Raw genomic sequence first — 15,082 nt, forward strand, 5'->3', positions numbered from 1 at the left:
CTCAAGAGATGCGGGGCGAGGGACGAATGGCGGGCGATTCATCCGAGACGGCGGCCGTCCTCACCAGCGGCGGGGTCGAGAGCGCCGTGCTGGTCGCGACGATGCTGGATCGGCACGCCCGGGTCCACCCCATCTACGTCCGATGCGGCCTGAGGTGGGAGGACGTGGAGATGGCCTCGGCCCGCTCATTCCTGGCGGCGATCGCCCGCGATGGGCTGGAGCCGCTGGTCGTGCTGGACGAGCCGATCCGGGACGTGTACGGGCCCCACTGGAGCACCGACGGCCCGGAAATCCCCGACGCCACGTCGCCCGACGAGGCCGTCTACCTGCCGGGGCGGAACCTGCTGCTGACCGTCAAGGCGGCCGTCTGGTGCCGGCTGCGGGGGGTCTCGGCCCTGGCGCTGGGGTCGCTGGGCTCCAACCCGTTCCCGGACAGCACCGACGAGTTCTTCCAAGGGCTGGAAGGGGTGCTGTCGCGGGCGATGTCGGGGGGGCCCAGGCTCCTCCGGCCGTTCGCCGGGCTGCACAAGCCGGACGTCGTGAGGCGCGGGGCGGGGCTGCCCCTGGAATTGTCGTTCTCGTGCATCCGGCCGGTCGACGGGCTGCACTGCGGGCGCTGCAATAAGTGCGCGGAACGCCGCGAGGGGTTCCGCCAGGCGGGCGTCGTCGACCGGACGCGCTACGCGGATTGACGCATACGGCCATCGAGGGGACGAACGCCATGTACCGGGTGACGCGCCAGATCGAGTTCTGCTACGGGCACCGCCTCATCAACTATGAGGGCAAGTGCCGGCATCTCCACGGCCACAACGGGCTGGCGGTGGTGACGCTGGAGGGGCCGAGCCTGGACGACCGGGGGATGCTCGTGGACTTCGGCGAGATCAAGCGGAAGCTCCAGAGCTGGATCGACGCCGAGCTGGACCACAACATGCTTCTGCACCGCGACGACCCGATCCTCCCGGTGCTGCGAGAGCGGGGGGAGCGGGTGTTCGTCATGGACCTGAACCCGACCGCGGAGAGCATCGCCCGCCTGATCTACGACCAGGGGAGGTCGGCCGGGCTCCCCATCGTCGAGGTCGTCCTCTGGGAGACGCCGAACTGCTTCGCGACCTACACCGGCGCGGATTGAGCCCGCCGAGGGGACGCTCTAGCCCCTTCCTCCGCGAGGGAGGAAGGGGGCGAGGGGCGGGCGGTCAGTGGGCGTGGCCGTGGCCGTCGTCCACGGGCTTCTGGGTCTCGGGGAGGGCGGCCGTCTTGGGCTCGTAGGGATAGACGACGTCGTCGATCCACCACTCGTACGCCGATTTCCCCTCGGGCACCATCCCCTTCACGACGGCCATCGCGTGCGCGTCGACCGGGCCGCGCCTGGGCGCGTCGCCGTGGTCATGGCCGTCGCCCTCCTCGTGGTCGTGGCCGTCGTCGTGCTTGTGCTCCTCGCCTTCCTTGTGGTCGTGGCCGTCGCCCTCCTTGTGGTCATGGCCATCGCCTTCCTTATGATCGTGGCCATCCCCTTCCTTGTGGTCGTGGCCGTCGTCGTGCTTGTGGGCGTCGCCCGCCTTGGGCTCGCGGGGATGCTCGGCGATGTGGACGTCGAACCGGGCGATGGCGACGACGATGAGGTCGTCCTTGCCCAGGCTCTCGATGCCGCTGAAGCTGATGGTGTTCTTGTCCGAGGCGTTGATGTCCGCGACGAGCTTGCGGAGGCCGGCGTACTTCATGTCCGCCATGGCCGCCTCCTGCTGGCCCTGCATCTGCTTGAGGTTGTCCTCGGGCGAGGTGACGGCCCGGGCCCTCGGGTCGAGCTGGATCCAGTAGAGGTCGGCGAGGGGGCGGGACCGGACCATCTGGGCGTACTCGGCGGCGAAGGCGCCGGCCTGGCGGGTGGTCAGGTACTTCTGCACGGACGTCACGGTGAAGATGGAGAGGCCGAAGATCAGGCCCATCGCGACGCCGGCGCGGGCCAGGCCGCCGCCGGTGAGGATGTCGGGGTGGCGACGGATGGCGCGCTCGGCCGACCAGCCCAGGAGGACCGCCGCGACCGCGAACAGGTAGAACATCGGGTGCGTGAAGCTCAGGCCGGCGAGGAGCCCGCAGATCAGGGCGACCACGGCGCGGGTGCTGACGGCCCTGTACGTCGGGATCTCGTTCTCGATGGCCGAGCGTCGAAGCATCTTGAGGTCGGCGGCGTCGGGGTTGGACTCTTGCTCGATGGCCACGAAAAGCTCCTCCAGGCGCCCGGCCCGGACGGGGCGGCGTCGCGACGAATGGGATGAGTACGAGGGAGATCCGAGATCCGGGCGCGCGTCGTGATTCCGAGGCTAATCGACGCGCCGGCCATCGTCAAGGATCACCGCGAGGCGAGCCCCGCGGTCAGCCCGGGGGCGGGCGCGAGCGTCCAGGTCGCGACGGCCATCCCGACCCAGAACAGGCCCAGGGCCCAGCCGGTCACGTTGGTCCACGACCAGTCGCGGCCGGCGAGGCCCGACCGCAGGCCGGCGAGCATCACCGCCAGGATGATGAGGCCCATCGCCCGGGGGCCCAGCGGGGTGGCCCAGTCGATGCTCCGGAGGTCGCCGTTGGCCACGCCGACCAGGTTGAAGATCCAGATGAGCAGGCCGCCGGTCATCCAGATCAGCTCGCCCAGGCTGCCGCCGGCCTTGCCCGACCGGGCCAGGATGATCGGGCCGACCAGGGCGAGGCAGCCGGCGATGGTCGCCATCCCGGAGAGGAGCCGGGTCGGCGGCCAGGCGAGCATCCCCTTCTGGAAGAGGAGGCCGAACGCCCAGCCGATCGCGCCCAGGAGCAGGATCGTGGTGACGACGGGGTGCGAGGGGGAGCCCCCCTGGCCCCCCCCGCCGTTGCTGCGTTTCGGTGGCATGATGTTCGTCGCGGGCCGTGGCCGAGGCCGGTGCGTCGAGCGCCGGGCTCGCGCCATGGAGCCGGGGCGGCGGACTCGATCCCATGCCTGGATCGGCACGGACGCCGCCGGGCCGTGAGCGCCGGCGGGCCGTCGGGGGGCGGAATCGCGCCGCCTCCCCGCGCGTCCGTCGCGATCAGTGCAACGCGGCCACCGGGACCTCGGCCTCGATCGCGGCGGGGGCCGGCTCGGGCTCGAAGGCGGGGAAGTCGGCCAGGTCGTCGAGCAGCTCGTCGGGCCGGGGGTTCAGGACGACCCGCTCCCCTTCGTTGAGCCCCTCGGAGACCTCCAGCATGTCGTGGGTCGCCTGGCCGAGCGCGACCTTGCGCTTCTCCAGCGCCCCGGCCTCGTCGCGCAGGACGTAGCAGTATTCGCCCCCCTCCTCGCTGGTCACGGCCTCCACCGGCACGGCCAGGACGTCCCCCTTGGGGGGCATGGCGACCTCGACCTGGGCGGTCATGCCGGGCATCAGGTCGCGGGCCGCCTGCTCGTCGATCGACACGATCCCCTCGAAGTAGCGGACCTCGGTTCGGTGCTGGATGAGCGGCAGGGGGGCGATGGAGCGGATCCGGCCGGTCAGGGCGATGTCCGGGACCGCTTCCAGGGCGATGCGGGCCTTCATGCCCCCCTTCACGCGGTCGACGATGGACTCGTGCAGCAACGCCACGACCTCCATCCGCCTGAGGTCGGGGAGGTAGAACAGGTGCTGCTTCTGCCGCACCTCCAGCCCGGGCTCGATGACGATGTCGCGACGGGGATCGTTGGCGTAGATGACGAAGCCGTCGTGGGGGGCGCGGATGGTGCAGTTCTCGACCTGCTTCTCCAGGCGCTCCAGGCGCTCGATCTCGCGACCGAGCCGGATGCTCTGGTAGTGGAGGCTGGCCTGCTTCGAGAGGACCACCCCTTCCAGCTGGCGGATCACCTTCTGGGAGGTGAACTTCTCGAACACCTCGCGTGCGCCGCGGGCCTTCTCCATGGCCACCTCGGCCCGGTCAAAGGTCTGGGACTCGGTCTTCAGGACGCTAAGGGAGACATAACCCTTCTCGTTCATCCGGGTGGCCCAGTCCAGCCGGTCCCGGCCGCGGCTCATCTCCGACTCGGCCAGGGCGATGAGGCGGTCGTGGTCCTTGAGGGTCTCCGCCATCACCCCCTGCTTGTACTCCTCGACGGCGAGCTTGGCGACCTCCAGGTCCAGGTCCGCCTGGCGATGATCCGAGCGGGCGCGCTCGACGGTCATCTTCTGCTGGCGGAGCAGCTCCTCGTAGGGGGAGGAGTCCAGGGTGGCCAGCACGTCCCCCTGCTTCACGGCGGAGCCGTCGGGGATCACCGTCAGCAGGATCGACGAGCCGCCGCCGGCCAGCGCCCGGCCCGCGACGCCGATCGTGACCCGCTCCAGCTCGCACTCGATGACGGTCCGCTTGGAGCTTTCCAGACGGCCCTGGGTGGTCAGCGAGCCCTCCAGGACGGTCCGGCTCACCGGGGCCACCTGATACTTCTCGCCCAGGTTCATCTGGCGGCCACGGCCGGGCAGGCCATAAGACGCCGAGTAGGCCCAGAGCGAGGCTCCCGCCGCGGCGGCGATCGCGATCATCGTCCAAGACGATCGGACTTTCCTTGAGGCGGACATCGGGGGACTCCTGACGGTTCAAGGTCGTCGCGCCGCCGGGGGGATGGGCGGCGCGTGACGTTCATCGGGCGGGCGGGGTCGGATCGGGGCGATGGCCCCGTCCCGGTGGGTAGGCGAGGTCGACGTTCATTCCCAGGATGATTGGGCGGCCTCCCTGCACGGTTGTGTGGTCGGCATTCGACCTGGCGATTGTAAAACAATAATTTCGCACGTTCAAGGCCCCGACGCCCGACGCGGCGGCGATTCGCCCGAAAGTTGGCTTCGTTCGTCGGCGCGCGACCACCGACGCGACACCACAAGCCCTTTACCGAAAATGATTTTCGTCGATTATCATTTGGCTTCGTTCGTCGTCCTCGAAGCCATTTTCTCGCGAGGCCCCGCCCGCCCGACCAGGGTGAAACGCCCATTTCCAATCCCGCGAGGAGGAGTTGGCCGCCGTCCCCCGCTCTCCGTGGGCAAGCCTGCTCTCCCTGGACTCTAGGACCGGAACATCGCCACGGTAATGACTCCGGAGGGAACGTCGCCGACGAGGTCTGGCCCCGACGCCCCGCGGCGTCCCTCAACCGATTCCGGATTGTCAATGAGCGCCATCAGCAATCACCCACATGGTCCGGGGCCATGCCGTTGGGATTTCAGGTTTTCCGAGATTTCGGCCGATTCCCGCGCGGGGTCGCCCGCGAATCGACGTAAGTCCTTGCCAGAAAACAGCCCGCGAAATTGACACGCGAGCCTCCTCGGAGCCCAGGCGGGGGACGCGACGGCCCCGCCGTCAACGTCCCTTGTTCGATCGTCCCGCGGGCCGATAATGGTGGGATTGCGTCGCGCCCACGGGGCGCGCGTCGGCACGGGCGTCATCCGGGATCCAACAACTTGAGCGCGGCGGCCACGGACATCGAGCGATTGACGACCACCGAGGGGACGCCCGACCATCCGGCCGGGGGGCGGGTCAAGCCCGAACTCCTGGCCCCGGCGGGAGATCCGGATTGCGTGCGCGCGGCGGTCGCCAACGGGGCCGACGCGGTCTATTTCGGGCTCAAGCGGCACAACGCCCGGATCCGCGCGACGAACTTCGACGGGCTCGACCTGGCCGAGACGATGGCCTATCTCCATCGTTACGGCGTCAAGGGTTACGTCACGCTCAACACGCTGATCTTCCCGTCGGAGCTGGCCGACGTAGAGGATTACGTCCGCGAGCTGAACGACGCCGGGGTGGACGCGGTCATCGTCCAGGACATCGGGCTGACCCGGCTGATCCGGGCCGTCGCGCCGGGGCTGGAGATCCACGGGTCGACCCAGATGTCCATCACCAGCGAGGAAGGCGTCAGCCTCGCCGCCGAGCTGGGCTGCTCGCGCGTGATCCTGGCCCGCGAGCTTTCGCTGGACGAGGTCCGCAAGGTCCACGCGGAATCGACGGTGCCGATCGAGGTCTTCGTCCACGGCGCGCTCTGCGTGGCGTACTCGGGCCAGTGCCTCACCAGCGAGGCCCTCGGCGGCCGGTCGGCGAACCGGGGCGAGTGCGCGCAGGCGTGCCGGATGCCCTATCAGATCGTCTGCGACGGCCGCGACGTGGACCTCGGCAAGACCCAATATCTCCTGAGCCCGCAGGACCTTGCCGCCTACGACCTGGTCCCCGAGCTGATCCGCGCGGGGGTCGCCAGCCTCAAGATCGAGGGGCGGCTGAAGTCGCCCGAGTACGTCGCGAACATCACCCGCCACTACCGCCGCGCGATCGACGAGGCGTGGGCGGGGCGGCCGGTCGAGTTCACCTCGCGCGAGGTGGAGGACATGGAGATGTCCTTCTCGCGCGGGTTCAGCCACGGCTTTTTCGACGGCAACAACCACAAGGTGCTCGTCCGGGGAGACTACGCCAAGAAGCGCGGGGTGCCGCTGGGGGAGGTCGAGTCCGTCGGCCGATCGGGGGTTCGCCTGAGGGCCGCGACGGCGGTCAAGCCGGGCGACGGGTTGGTCTTCGACGGCGACGAGGAGGCCAACGTCCCCGAGCAAGGGGGGCGCGTCTACGAGGTGGAGCCGGTCGCCGGCCGCGCGGGGGTCGTGGAGCTTCGGTTCGGCCGGGGCGGCGTCGACCTGACTCGACTCCATCGCGGCCAACGCGCGTGGAAGACCGACGATCCCGAATTGACCTCCCGCCTGAAGCGATCGTTCGAGGGGACGCCGACGGGGTTGGTGGGCCTGGACGCGCGGGTCCGCGCGGCGGTCGGCGAGCCGATCCGCGCGGAGGCCCGCGCGACGACGGGCGCGGTGGCGGAGGTCGTCGGCGACTCCCCCCTCGCCCCGGCCACGTCGCGACCGGCCGACGAGGCGCTGATCCGCGAACAGCTCGGGCGGCTCGGCGGGACCCCGTATCGGCTCGACGCCCTGATCGTGGAGATCGAGGGGGGGCCGATGGTCCCCAAGAGCGTGCTCAACCAGGTCCGGCGCGACCTGGTCGCCAGGCTGGACGCGCTGGCCGAGGTCCCCCCGAGCCGGCCGACGGCCCCGGGTCCGGTCCTGCCGACGCTGCTGGAGCCCTTGCGGATCGAGGCCGAGCGCCAGCGGGCCGCCCGCCCCGAGGGCGAGCCCTCGCGACTGGCCGCGCTCGTCCGCCGCACCGACCAGATCGAGGCGGCGGCGTCGGCCGGGGCGTCGGCGATCTACGCGGACTACCAGGACATCAAGGGGTACAAGGAGGCGGTCGCGGAGGCCCGGCGGGTCGGCCTGCCGATCCACGTCGCCAGCCCCCGCGTCGAGAAGCCGGCCGAGCGGAACCTGTTCAAGGCGCTGGAGAAATCCGGCGCCGACGGCCTGCTCGTCCGCAACGCCGGCGGCCTGGCGTTCTGCGCCGAGCGCGGCGTCCCGTTCGTCGCCGACTTCTCCCTGAACGCCGCCAACCCGCTGAGCGTCGCCCTGCTCCGCGAGCGCGGGGCCTCGCTGGTGACGGCCTCCTACGACCTGGACGCCGGCCAGTTGTTCGACCTGGTGGACGCCACCCCGGCCGACTGGCTGGAGGTCGTGATCCATCAGCAAATTCCCATGTTCCACATGGAGCATTGCGTCTTCTGCGCGTTCCTCTCCCCGGGGACCGACCACACGAACTGCGGGCGGCCCTGCGACCATCACGACGTCAAGCTCCGCGACCGGGTGGGGAAGCAGCACCCGCTGAAGGCCGACGTCGGCTGCCGCAACACCCTGTTCAACGCCACACCCCAGACCGCCGCGGAGTTCCTCCCCCGGCTGATCGCGCGGGGCGTCCGGAACCTCCGCGTGGAGTTCCTCGACGACTCGCCGGCCGCCGTGGCGAAGACGCTGACGCTCTATCGCGAGACGGCCGCCGGCCTCCGCGACGGCAAGACCCTGTGGCGGGAGCTGCGGGCGACCAACCAGTACGGGGTCACTCGCGGGCCCCTCGCCGTCCTTTGAATGGATCACGCCCCCCCGACATGGCCCCCCAAGACCGCCCCGGAATCGTCCATCTCGTCGGCGCCGGCCCCGGCGACCCCGGCCTGCTGACCCGCCGCGGCGCCGAGGTCCTCGCCCGCGCCGACGTCGTCGTCCACGACCACCTGGCGAACCCGCGCCTGCTGGACCTCGCGCCCCCCGGGGCGCTGCGGGTCCGGGCGGGGAAATGGTCCGGCCGGTGCCAGCTCACGCAGGACCAGATCAACGCCACGCTCGCCGAGCACGCCCTCGCCGGCCGGGCCGTGGTGAGGCTGAAGGGGGGCGACCCGATGGTCTTCGGCCGGGGCGGCGAGGAGGCGGAGCACCTCCGCGCCCTCGGCATCCCGTTCGAGATCGTCCCCGGCGTGACGGCCGGCGTGGGGGCGACGGCCTACGCGGGGATCCCGGTGACGGGCCGCGGCGTGGCCTCGGCCGTGGCGTTCGTGACCGGCCACCAGGCGCCCGGCCTGGCCGACCCGACTTCGCCGGCGCGGATCGACTGGGACGCCCTGGCGCGCTTCCCCGGCACGCTGGTCTTCTACATGGGCGTCGCCCACCTGGTCCACATCGCGCGGTCGTTGATGGCCGAGGGGAAGCCGGCCGACACGCCCGCCGCGGTGATCGAGTCCGGCGCGACGCCGTCCCAGCGCGTGGTCGAAGCGACCCTGGGGAGCATCGCCGATCGCGCCCGCGAGGCCCACGTCCGGCCCCCCGCCTTGCTGGTGGTCGGCCGGGTCGTGGAGCAGCGCGAGCGGCTGACCTGGTTCGAGTCCCGCCCCCTGTTCGGGCGTCGGATCGTCGTGACCCGCCCCCGCGAGGAGGCCCGGCGCGCGGCCGAGGGGCTGGAGGCGATGGGCGCGGAAGTGCTGATCGCCCCGACGGTCGACGTCCTGCCCGTCGCCGACGCCGCCCCTCTCGACTCGGCCATCGACCGGCTCGACGGCTACGATTGGGTCGTCTTCACTTCGACCAACGGCGTCCGCATGTTCCTGGATCGGCTGTTCGCCCGGGGCAAGGACCTTCGGGCGCTGGGTCGCGCGAAGCTGGCGGCGATCGGCTCGACCACGGCGGAAGCCCTGTCGCGCTATCACCTCCGGGCCGACCTGGTCCCGCCGTCGTTCCGCTCGGAGTCGCTCGCCGAGGAGTTGGCGAAGGTCGCGGCCGGCTCGCGGATCCTGCTGGCGCGGGCCGATCGCGGGAGGACGATCCTGCAAGACGAGTTGGGCGGCGTGGCGGACGTGGAACAGGTCGCCGTCTATCGCAACGCCGACGCGGAATCGATCCCCGCCGACGTGCTGGCCCGGATCGAATTCGGCTCGGTCGACTGGATCACCCTCTCCAGCCCGGCGATCGCCCGACGCCTGCACGCCCTGCTCTCCCCCGAGGCCCGGCACCGCGTGGGCCGCGACGTGAAGCTCGCCACCATCAGCCCCGTCACCACCACCGCCGCGCGCGAGCTGGATTGGGACGTCGCCGCCGAGGCGACGGTTTACACCTGGGACGGGCTGGTCGAGGCGATGGTGGAAGCTGTTCGAGCCGCGGGACGCTGATGCCGACAGGCTCATGATGCCGGACGTCGTGCCAGGTTCAGGGATCGATTGGCAATGGGTTGACAAGAACCATCGCGAAGTCTAGCCTTCCCAACGGAGGATCCCGCCATGGAAACGATGAACGTCGCGCTTCCCGAATCGATGAAGTCGTTCGTTCAGGAGCGGGTCTCGGAGGGGGGCTATAGCAGCGTCAGCGAGTACGTCCGTGATCTCATCCGGGCCGACCAGAAACGACGCGTGGAAGAGCGGGTCGACGCACTCCTCCTGGATGGGCTCAATTCGGGCCCGCCGATCGAGGTCACTCCCGAGTACTGGGAAGATAAGAAGCGGCGTCTGGTGGAGAGGCTCTCGAAGTCCAAGGGGAAGTAATGCCCCGATTCTCCATCCTTCCCGACGCCGACCGGGACGTGGATGAGCAGACTGGTTATCTTGGCGATCACGCCAGCTTCGAGACCGCCCTTCGATTCCACGACGCGGCCTATCAGACGTTCGCCTTTCTCGCCCGGAATCCTGGCGTCGGCGCCATCCGGGATTCGCGGAATCCTCGGCTCGCCGGCATCCGCGTCTGGCGGGTGGACGGCTTCGCGAACCACCTCGTCTTCTACCGCCCGGTCGAGGGCGGCATTGAAGTCGTCCGCGTACTCCACGGCCGCCGAGATATCGACCGCCTGATGGACTTCGAGGATCGATGACAAAGGTCGATCTCGGGCCTTTCGGCCTCAAGCCGCGCCGACGTGGGGCTCGGCGAGTGCGGGCGGGGGACAGGTGGGGAGGATGAGGGTGAAGGTGGAGCCCTTGCCGCGTCGGCTCTCGGCGCGGATGCGGCCGTGGTGGGCCTCCACGATGTCGCGACAGACGGAGAGGCCCAGGCCGGAGCCCCCCAAGCCGGCGGCGTCGGGGCCGGACTTGGTCGAGAAGAAGGGTTCGAAGATTCGCCTGAGGTCGGCCGGGGCGATGCCGACTCCGTGATCGGCGACGCTCAGCTCGACCCTCCGACCGGCGGGGTCGGTCGCCAGGCGGAGCGTCACGAGGCCCCCCTCGGGCATCGCCTGGCGGGCGTTGATGAGCAGGTTGACCAGCACCTGCTGGATCTGCGTGGGATTGACCCGCGCGAAGGGGCGGTCCGCCATCTGGACGTCCAGGCGGACGTTGTGCCGGTTCAGGTCCTTGCCGGCCAGCATGATCACCTCGTCCACCAGCCGGCCCATGTCGGTCGGCTCGCGGTGGTTCGGGGTCCGGCCGGGCCGGGTCATGCCGAGCATGCCGCCGGTGATCGCCGCGGCGCGCTCGCCGGCCTCCAGGATCTTCTTGAGGGCACGTTCGCGATATTCCGGGTCCGGGTTGCGCAGGGCGAGCTTGGCGTAGCTGATGACGGGCGTCAGGGCGTTGTTGAGCTCGTGGAAGACGCCGCCGGCCAGCAGGCCCATGCTGCTGATGCGCTGGAGGGCCGTCACCTGACGCTTGAGGGCCTCGAGCGTGTCGATGCCGTCGACCTCGGGGGTCGAGCGGGCGTCGGGAACAACGGCCTTGTTCTTCGTCGTGCGCGACATTCCCCGCCACCTCCTGGCCCCGATTCGCCTCCACCCTTCCTATCGGCAGGGGGGCGCGGTCGGGATCAGTCGGCGGGAAGGTTGGCCGTCAGCGCCGCTCGCGGGCCGCCTCGGTGTTGGAGGCGGCCTTGAGGTTGAAGTCCCAGGGGATGATGCGGATCCCGTTGGTCAGGATGACGCGGGGGACCGCGGCGAGATCGTCGGCCACGATGGGGGGGGTGACCCTGCGGCCGTCGCTCCAGTATCCGAGGTGGGAGAGGACGTCGGGGTCGGCGGCGACATCGTCGAGGGTCTGGCCGGAGAACGCGGCGTCGAGCGTGGCGTCGGCCGCCCGCCAGAAGCCGGCGCGGTCCAGCGCGTTGACGCTCCCCATGCCGAGCTGGAGGTTCCGCAGGATCCCCTCGCCGTTGTCGAGCTTCGGGTTCGCCCCGGAGGGGGCCGTGTGCTCCGTGACGAGCGGCGGGCTGCCGCGGCGGTCGGAGCGGTAGAGGATGAACCGCTTGCGCGAGCGCGGGACCGACGTCGCCTGGGCGAAGATCTGCCGGCCGCGCTGGTCGCCCACGAGGACGTCCTCCTCGCCGACGGCCACCAGGAGTAGCGTCGACTCGGGGATCCGGTCGAAGGAGGGCTCGCGGCTGGGGAAGACCTCGCCGGGGAAGAAGGCCATCGCCGCCTTGACCTCGGGGAGCCCGTTGGCGGGGTCGGCCGAGAGCGCCGCGAGCTGCGCGGCCAGGTTCCCCCCGGCCGAATGACCGATGAGCGCGAACTTCCCCGGCTCCGGCCGGACGTGGTCGCGGCCGGCGTGCAGCACGTCGAGCGCGTCGCGCACGGCGTGCAGGGCGTTGGGGAGGAACTCCCTCGGCATCGTGCCGACGTCGTTCTGGTATCGCGGGAAGATCACCGTCTTGCCGTCGCGCACCAGGTGATCGATCCAGGCCCCGTAGATCGCCGGGTTGACCGAGAACCAGCCGTGAAGGAACACGACCACGGGCGCGTTCTCGGGCTTGGGGTCGGCGGGTTCGAACAGCCAGTACGACCGCGGGCCCGAGCCGATCTCATACCGCGCGACCCGGCCGTGGGGCTTCGAAGGCTCCGATGCCGACTCCCCGGCGAGCCCCGCCGGCGCGACGGCCGCGAGCGCCAACGCGCACGCGACGACGATCCGCAACGTCTGGTTCATGGCCGGTCCCTGGCGTTCCCGGCCGGGCATCCCGCCCGGCGAATGGCCGATCATCCCCAACCTTGGGCCGAACGGACATTTTGCCCATCTTGCGCGACGTGTCAACCTCGTGTGGCCGGACGGGTCGGTCGAGGGCCTCAACCGCCGAAGCAGGCGCGGAGGCGGTCGTCGGAATCCAGCAGCGCGATCGCCCGGTCGATGGCACCCTCCTGGGACAACGCCGTGTAGAAATCCTCCTTGATCGACGGCGCCATCCGGATGGCGCCGGCCCACTCGTCGCGAGAGAACGGGTCGGCCTTGATCGTCTCCCAGAAACCCGCCTGGTCGAACAGCCGGTCGATCCGCGCCGACTCGTTCCGCTGGAGCAGGCTCATCAGGTAGGTCGCCACGCCGACCTGGAGGCCGTGAAGCCGGGGCCGCGCCGAGATCGCGTCGAGCGCGTGGGAGATCAGGTGCTCGCCGCCGCTGGCCGGGCGGGACGAGCCACAGATCTCCATCGCGATGCCGTTGAACATCAGCGACGTGCTCAACAGCCGCGCGCCCTGGATGTCGAACGTCGGCTGGCCCAGATACTGGTACACCGTGGCGTCGGACAGCAGCGCCGCGAAGTCGTCCACCGGCTCGCCGACGGCGTGAAACGCCAGCTTCCAGTCGAAGACCGCCGTGATCTTCGACGCCAGGTCGCCGACGCCGGACATCCAGAGCGGCCGGGGGGCGTCCTTGCAGACCTCCAGGTCGATGATCACGCCGAACGGCAGCGCCGCGGCCAGGGATTTCCGCCGGCCCCGCATGGTGAGGCTGGATTGCGGCGAGCAGAAGCCGTCGTTGGACAGCGACGTGGGGGTCGCGTAGTACGGCAGCCGGGCGAGGAACGCCACGTACTTCGCCACGTCGAGCGCCTTCCCCCCGCCGAGGCCGACGACGGCCTTCGTCTCCTTGCGGAGCGACTGGAACAGCTCGGCGGCCGTCTCGAACGACGCCTCCTCGACCTCGACCCAGTGGTCGCGGGCGATCCCGTTCGCGGCCAGGGTCGCCCTCGCTCGCTCGACGTAGGCCGGGACCATGCCGTGGCTGACGAGGACCACCGCGCTGAGGTGGTCGTTGCGCTTGAGGTAGATCCCCAGCCGGTCGAGCGCGCCGGCCTTGGCGCGGACGAGCGAGGGGATGCCGATCTGGGTCTTCGCGATCATGACGGCCTCCCGCAAAGGTCCCGGGCGACCTCCGACCACCGGTCGAAGGGGATGAAGCCCTGGCCGGCCTCGGCGAGCGCGGCGGCCAGGTCGGAGCGGGCGAACCGGAGATCCGCGGGGACGAGCAGCGCGGCCTCCTGGTCGGGGAAGCCGTCCCCGGCGAAGGCGACGCGCCGCCCCTGCCCCAGCGCGTGCCGGACGACGCCCGCCTTGTCGACGCCGAGTTGGCGTGAGGCGAACGGCCCCGGCGGGGGAAGCTCCATCACCAGCCCGCGACCCTCGACGAACCGCCCGGGGTTCGCGTAGACCTTCAGGTCGACGCCCGCCTCGGCCAGGAGGATGTCGATGTACCACGAGCACCCGGCCGAGGTGACGACCACGTCCCAGCCGGCGGCGTCCAGCTCGCGCAGGCACTCCGCCAGACGCGGCTCCAGCACCATGCGGCCGACGACTTCTCGCACCTCCGCCTCGCTCTTGCGGATGTGCGAGAAGTAATTGCGCAGCCCTTCGAAGTGCGTGAGCCGCCCGGCGCGATAATCTCCCCAGTAATCGGGGAGGTCGCGCGGCAGCAGCTCCTGGATGGCGAGCTGGTAGAAGTCGTGGCGGGTCAGCGTGCCGTCGAAGTCGGTGACGAGGAGCGATCGTGCGGGCATGTCGGGACTCGGGGGGGGCGACGCGGGGCGGGGGCCTCGATCGCGGCGGTCCGCATTTCAACCTAACGGCCTTCCCCCCTGGAGGGGGAAGGTGGCCCGGAGGGCCGGATGAGGGGGGGACGAGCGACACAATCATCGCGGTTCCGACGGGCCTGCCGGGGCCTCGGCCGGGGCGGGAGTTCCGAGCCCCAAGGCACCGTGGGCGGGCTCCCCCTCATCTGACCGCCGCGCGGTCTTTCTTCCCCCTCCAGCGGGGGGGAAGACCGTTGGTTGTGGACTCCGGGAACGATCCCCCCGGCGCGTCGGCTTGACCGGGTGAATTCGGCCTTCCATAATACCTTGAACCTTGTGCGGGCCGGGAGGCCCGTTTCCTCCGGGGGTCATGGGGCGCGGAATGCGACGAGGACGGCCGATTAGCCTGCTCGCTCGCGTTCTCGGGATCATGCTGTTGATCCCGGGGCTGCTCCACGTCCCGCTCCCGCGGGCCGATTTCCACGTCATCCGCCACCATCACGGCCCCGGCGAGGTCTGCCCCAAGCACGACCACCTGCTGCGATGGCATCCCCTGGCGGGCGAGGGGGACGAGGTCGCGGTCCTGCACTGGCACTGGCTGCTCCCCCGCTCCGCGGGCGAGGCCGACCCGGTGGCCGACCCGTCGATCCCCGTCGCGCACGCCGACGACGGCGACCCGAACTCCCTGGATCCGATGTCGGGCCGGGCGATCGTCCGCGACTTCTCGGACGTCGGATCCCGGACCGCGACGGCATTCGTCCAGCACCTGGCGAAGGCCCCCGCGTGCTGGCTCGCCCCCCCTCCTCCCGCCCCGCCCGAGCTGGGCCCCGCGCTCCACGCAAGTTCGGATGGGCTCCCGGCCGACGCGGCCCTCGCGCGGCTCGTCCGCCGGAATTGCTGAACCTTACCGCGCCTCGCCCCGCGGGTGCCCTCGCGCCCGCCGTGGATCGAACGTGGGTAAGGACGAT

14 protein-coding genes are annotated in these 15,082 nt (G+C 70.7%); 7 read left to right on the forward strand and 7 right to left on the reverse strand.

The annotated features are described in order from the left end of the window. Nucleotides 1-26: 26 nt before the first annotated feature. Both WG209_RS02105 and WG209_RS02110 read left to right on the forward strand, forming a co-directional pair. The gene (locus WG209_RS02105; RefSeq protein WP_337173339.1) at nucleotides 27-692 is read left to right on the forward strand and encodes a 7-cyano-7-deazaguanine synthase; all 666 of its coding nucleotides are present in this window, start codon (nucleotides 27-29) and stop codon (nucleotides 690-692) included. After that, nucleotides 689-1,129 (forward strand): 6-carboxytetrahydropterin synthase, encoded by a 441-nt coding sequence (locus tag WG209_RS02110; protein ID WP_337173340.1) that lies wholly within the window; start codon nucleotides 689-691, stop codon nucleotides 1,127-1,129. The genes WG209_RS02105 and WG209_RS02110 overlap by 4 nt, the downstream gene beginning before the upstream one ends. A 64-nt stretch (nucleotides 1,130-1,193) precedes the next feature. Here the strand turns inward: WG209_RS02110 and WG209_RS02115 are convergent, their stop codons facing one another. The 3 genes from WG209_RS02115 to WG209_RS02125 form a co-directional block, all read right to left on the reverse strand. Next, nucleotides 1,194-2,216, reverse strand: coding sequence for a DUF4190 domain-containing protein (locus WG209_RS02115; RefSeq protein ID WP_337173341.1), 1,023 nt, complete (start codon nucleotides 2,214-2,216; stop codon nucleotides 1,194-1,196). A gap of 131 nt (nucleotides 2,217-2,347) precedes the next feature. Then, nucleotides 2,348-2,878: a hypothetical protein gene (locus WG209_RS02120; RefSeq protein WP_337173342.1), complete on the reverse strand. Its 531-nt coding sequence runs from the start codon at nucleotides 2,876-2,878 to the stop codon at nucleotides 2,348-2,350. Nucleotides 2,879-3,053: 175 nt separating this feature from the next. Next, entirely contained in the window at nucleotides 3,054-4,508 is a 1,455-nt protein-coding gene (locus WG209_RS02125; protein WP_337173343.1) for an efflux RND transporter periplasmic adaptor subunit, read from the reverse strand. A gap of 906 nt (nucleotides 4,509-5,414) precedes the next feature. Between WG209_RS02125 and WG209_RS02130 the strand changes: the two genes are divergently transcribed. The 4 genes from WG209_RS02130 (at nucleotide 5,415) to WG209_RS02145 (ending at nucleotide 10,221) form a co-directional block, all read left to right on the forward strand. Beyond that, nucleotides 5,415-7,961: a DUF3656 domain-containing protein gene (locus WG209_RS02130; protein ID WP_337173344.1), complete on the forward strand. Its 2,547-nt coding sequence runs from the start codon at nucleotides 5,415-5,417 to the stop codon at nucleotides 7,959-7,961. Between the two features lie 20 nt (nucleotides 7,962-7,981). Next, nucleotides 7,982-9,529 (forward strand): uroporphyrinogen-III C-methyltransferase, encoded by a 1,548-nt coding sequence (gene cobA / locus WG209_RS02135; protein ID WP_337173345.1) that lies wholly within the window; start codon nucleotides 7,982-7,984, stop codon nucleotides 9,527-9,529. Between the two features lie 108 nt (nucleotides 9,530-9,637). Further along, nucleotides 9,638-9,898, forward strand: a complete 261-nt coding sequence (locus WG209_RS02140) for a type II toxin-antitoxin system ParD family antitoxin (protein ID WP_337173346.1) — start codon at nucleotides 9,638-9,640, stop codon at nucleotides 9,896-9,898. After that, nucleotides 9,898-10,221, forward strand: coding sequence for a type II toxin-antitoxin system RelE/ParE family toxin (locus WG209_RS02145; RefSeq protein WP_337173347.1), 324 nt, complete (start codon nucleotides 9,898-9,900; stop codon nucleotides 10,219-10,221). Before WG209_RS02140 ends, WG209_RS02145 begins: the two co-directional genes overlap by 1 nt. Nucleotides 10,222-10,248: 27 nt before the next feature. Here the strand turns inward: WG209_RS02145 and WG209_RS02150 are convergent, their stop codons facing one another. The 4 genes from WG209_RS02150 to WG209_RS02165 form a co-directional block, all read right to left on the reverse strand. Then, a complete protein-coding gene (locus WG209_RS02150; protein ID WP_337173348.1) occupies nucleotides 10,249-11,079 on the reverse strand; it encodes a HAMP domain-containing sensor histidine kinase in 831 nt (276 codons plus the stop codon). An 88-nt stretch (nucleotides 11,080-11,167) separates the two neighbouring features. Further along, nucleotides 11,168-12,259, reverse strand: a complete 1,092-nt coding sequence (locus WG209_RS02155; RefSeq protein WP_337173349.1) for an alpha/beta hydrolase — start codon at nucleotides 12,257-12,259, stop codon at nucleotides 11,168-11,170. Between the two features lie 137 nt (nucleotides 12,260-12,396). Next, nucleotides 12,397-13,449 (reverse strand): iron-containing alcohol dehydrogenase family protein, encoded by a 1,053-nt coding sequence (locus WG209_RS02160; protein ID WP_337173350.1) that lies wholly within the window; start codon nucleotides 13,447-13,449, stop codon nucleotides 12,397-12,399. Then, a complete protein-coding gene (locus tag WG209_RS02165) occupies nucleotides 13,446-14,102 on the reverse strand; it encodes an MtnX-like HAD-IB family phosphatase (RefSeq protein WP_337173351.1) in 657 nt (218 codons plus the stop codon). The genes WG209_RS02160 and WG209_RS02165 overlap by 4 nt, the downstream gene beginning before the upstream one ends. Nucleotides 14,103-14,544: 442 nt before the next feature. Here WG209_RS02165 and WG209_RS02170 point away from each other — a divergent pair, with 442 nt between their 5' ends. Beyond that, nucleotides 14,545-15,015 (forward strand): hypothetical protein, encoded by a 471-nt coding sequence (locus WG209_RS02170; protein WP_337173352.1) that lies wholly within the window; start codon nucleotides 14,545-14,547, stop codon nucleotides 15,013-15,015. Nucleotides 15,016-15,082 lie beyond the last annotated feature (67 nt).

The organism is Paludisphaera sp., assembly GCF_037189885.1.
GTDB lineage: Bacteria > Planctomycetota > Planctomycetia > Isosphaerales > Isosphaeraceae > Paludisphaera.

Coding starts and splice junctions, on each gene's coding strand:
- WG209_RS02105 (WP_337173339.1), top strand. CDS start 27: ATGGCGGGCGATTCATCCGAGACGGCGGCCGTCCTCACCAGCGGCGGG.
- WG209_RS02120 (WP_337173342.1), bottom strand. CDS start 2,878: ATGCCACCGAAACGCAGCAACGGCGGGGGGGGCCAGGGGGGCTCCCCC.
- WG209_RS02125 (WP_337173343.1), bottom strand. CDS start 4,508: ATGATCGCGATCGCCGCCGCGGCGGGAGCCTCGCTCTGGGCCTACTCG.
- cobA (WP_337173345.1), top strand. CDS start 7,982: ATGGCCCCCCAAGACCGCCCCGGAATCGTCCATCTCGTCGGCGCCGGC.
- WG209_RS02140 (WP_337173346.1), top strand. CDS start 9,638: ATGGAAACGATGAACGTCGCGCTTCCCGAATCGATGAAGTCGTTCGTT.
- WG209_RS02145 (WP_337173347.1), top strand. CDS start 9,898: ATGCCCCGATTCTCCATCCTTCCCGACGCCGACCGGGACGTGGATGAG.
- WG209_RS02150 (WP_337173348.1), bottom strand. CDS start 11,079: ATGTCGCGCACGACGAAGAACAAGGCCGTTGTTCCCGACGCCCGCTCG.
- WG209_RS02155 (WP_337173349.1), bottom strand. CDS start 12,259: ATGAACCAGACGTTGCGGATCGTCGTCGCGTGCGCGTTGGCGCTCGCG.
- WG209_RS02160 (WP_337173350.1), bottom strand. CDS start 13,449: ATGATCGCGAAGACCCAGATCGGCATCCCCTCGCTCGTCCGCGCCAAG.
- WG209_RS02165 (WP_337173351.1), bottom strand. CDS start 14,102: ATGCCCGCACGATCGCTCCTCGTCACCGACTTCGACGGCACGCTGACC.
- WG209_RS02170 (WP_337173352.1), top strand. CDS start 14,545: ATGCTGTTGATCCCGGGGCTGCTCCACGTCCCGCTCCCGCGGGCCGAT.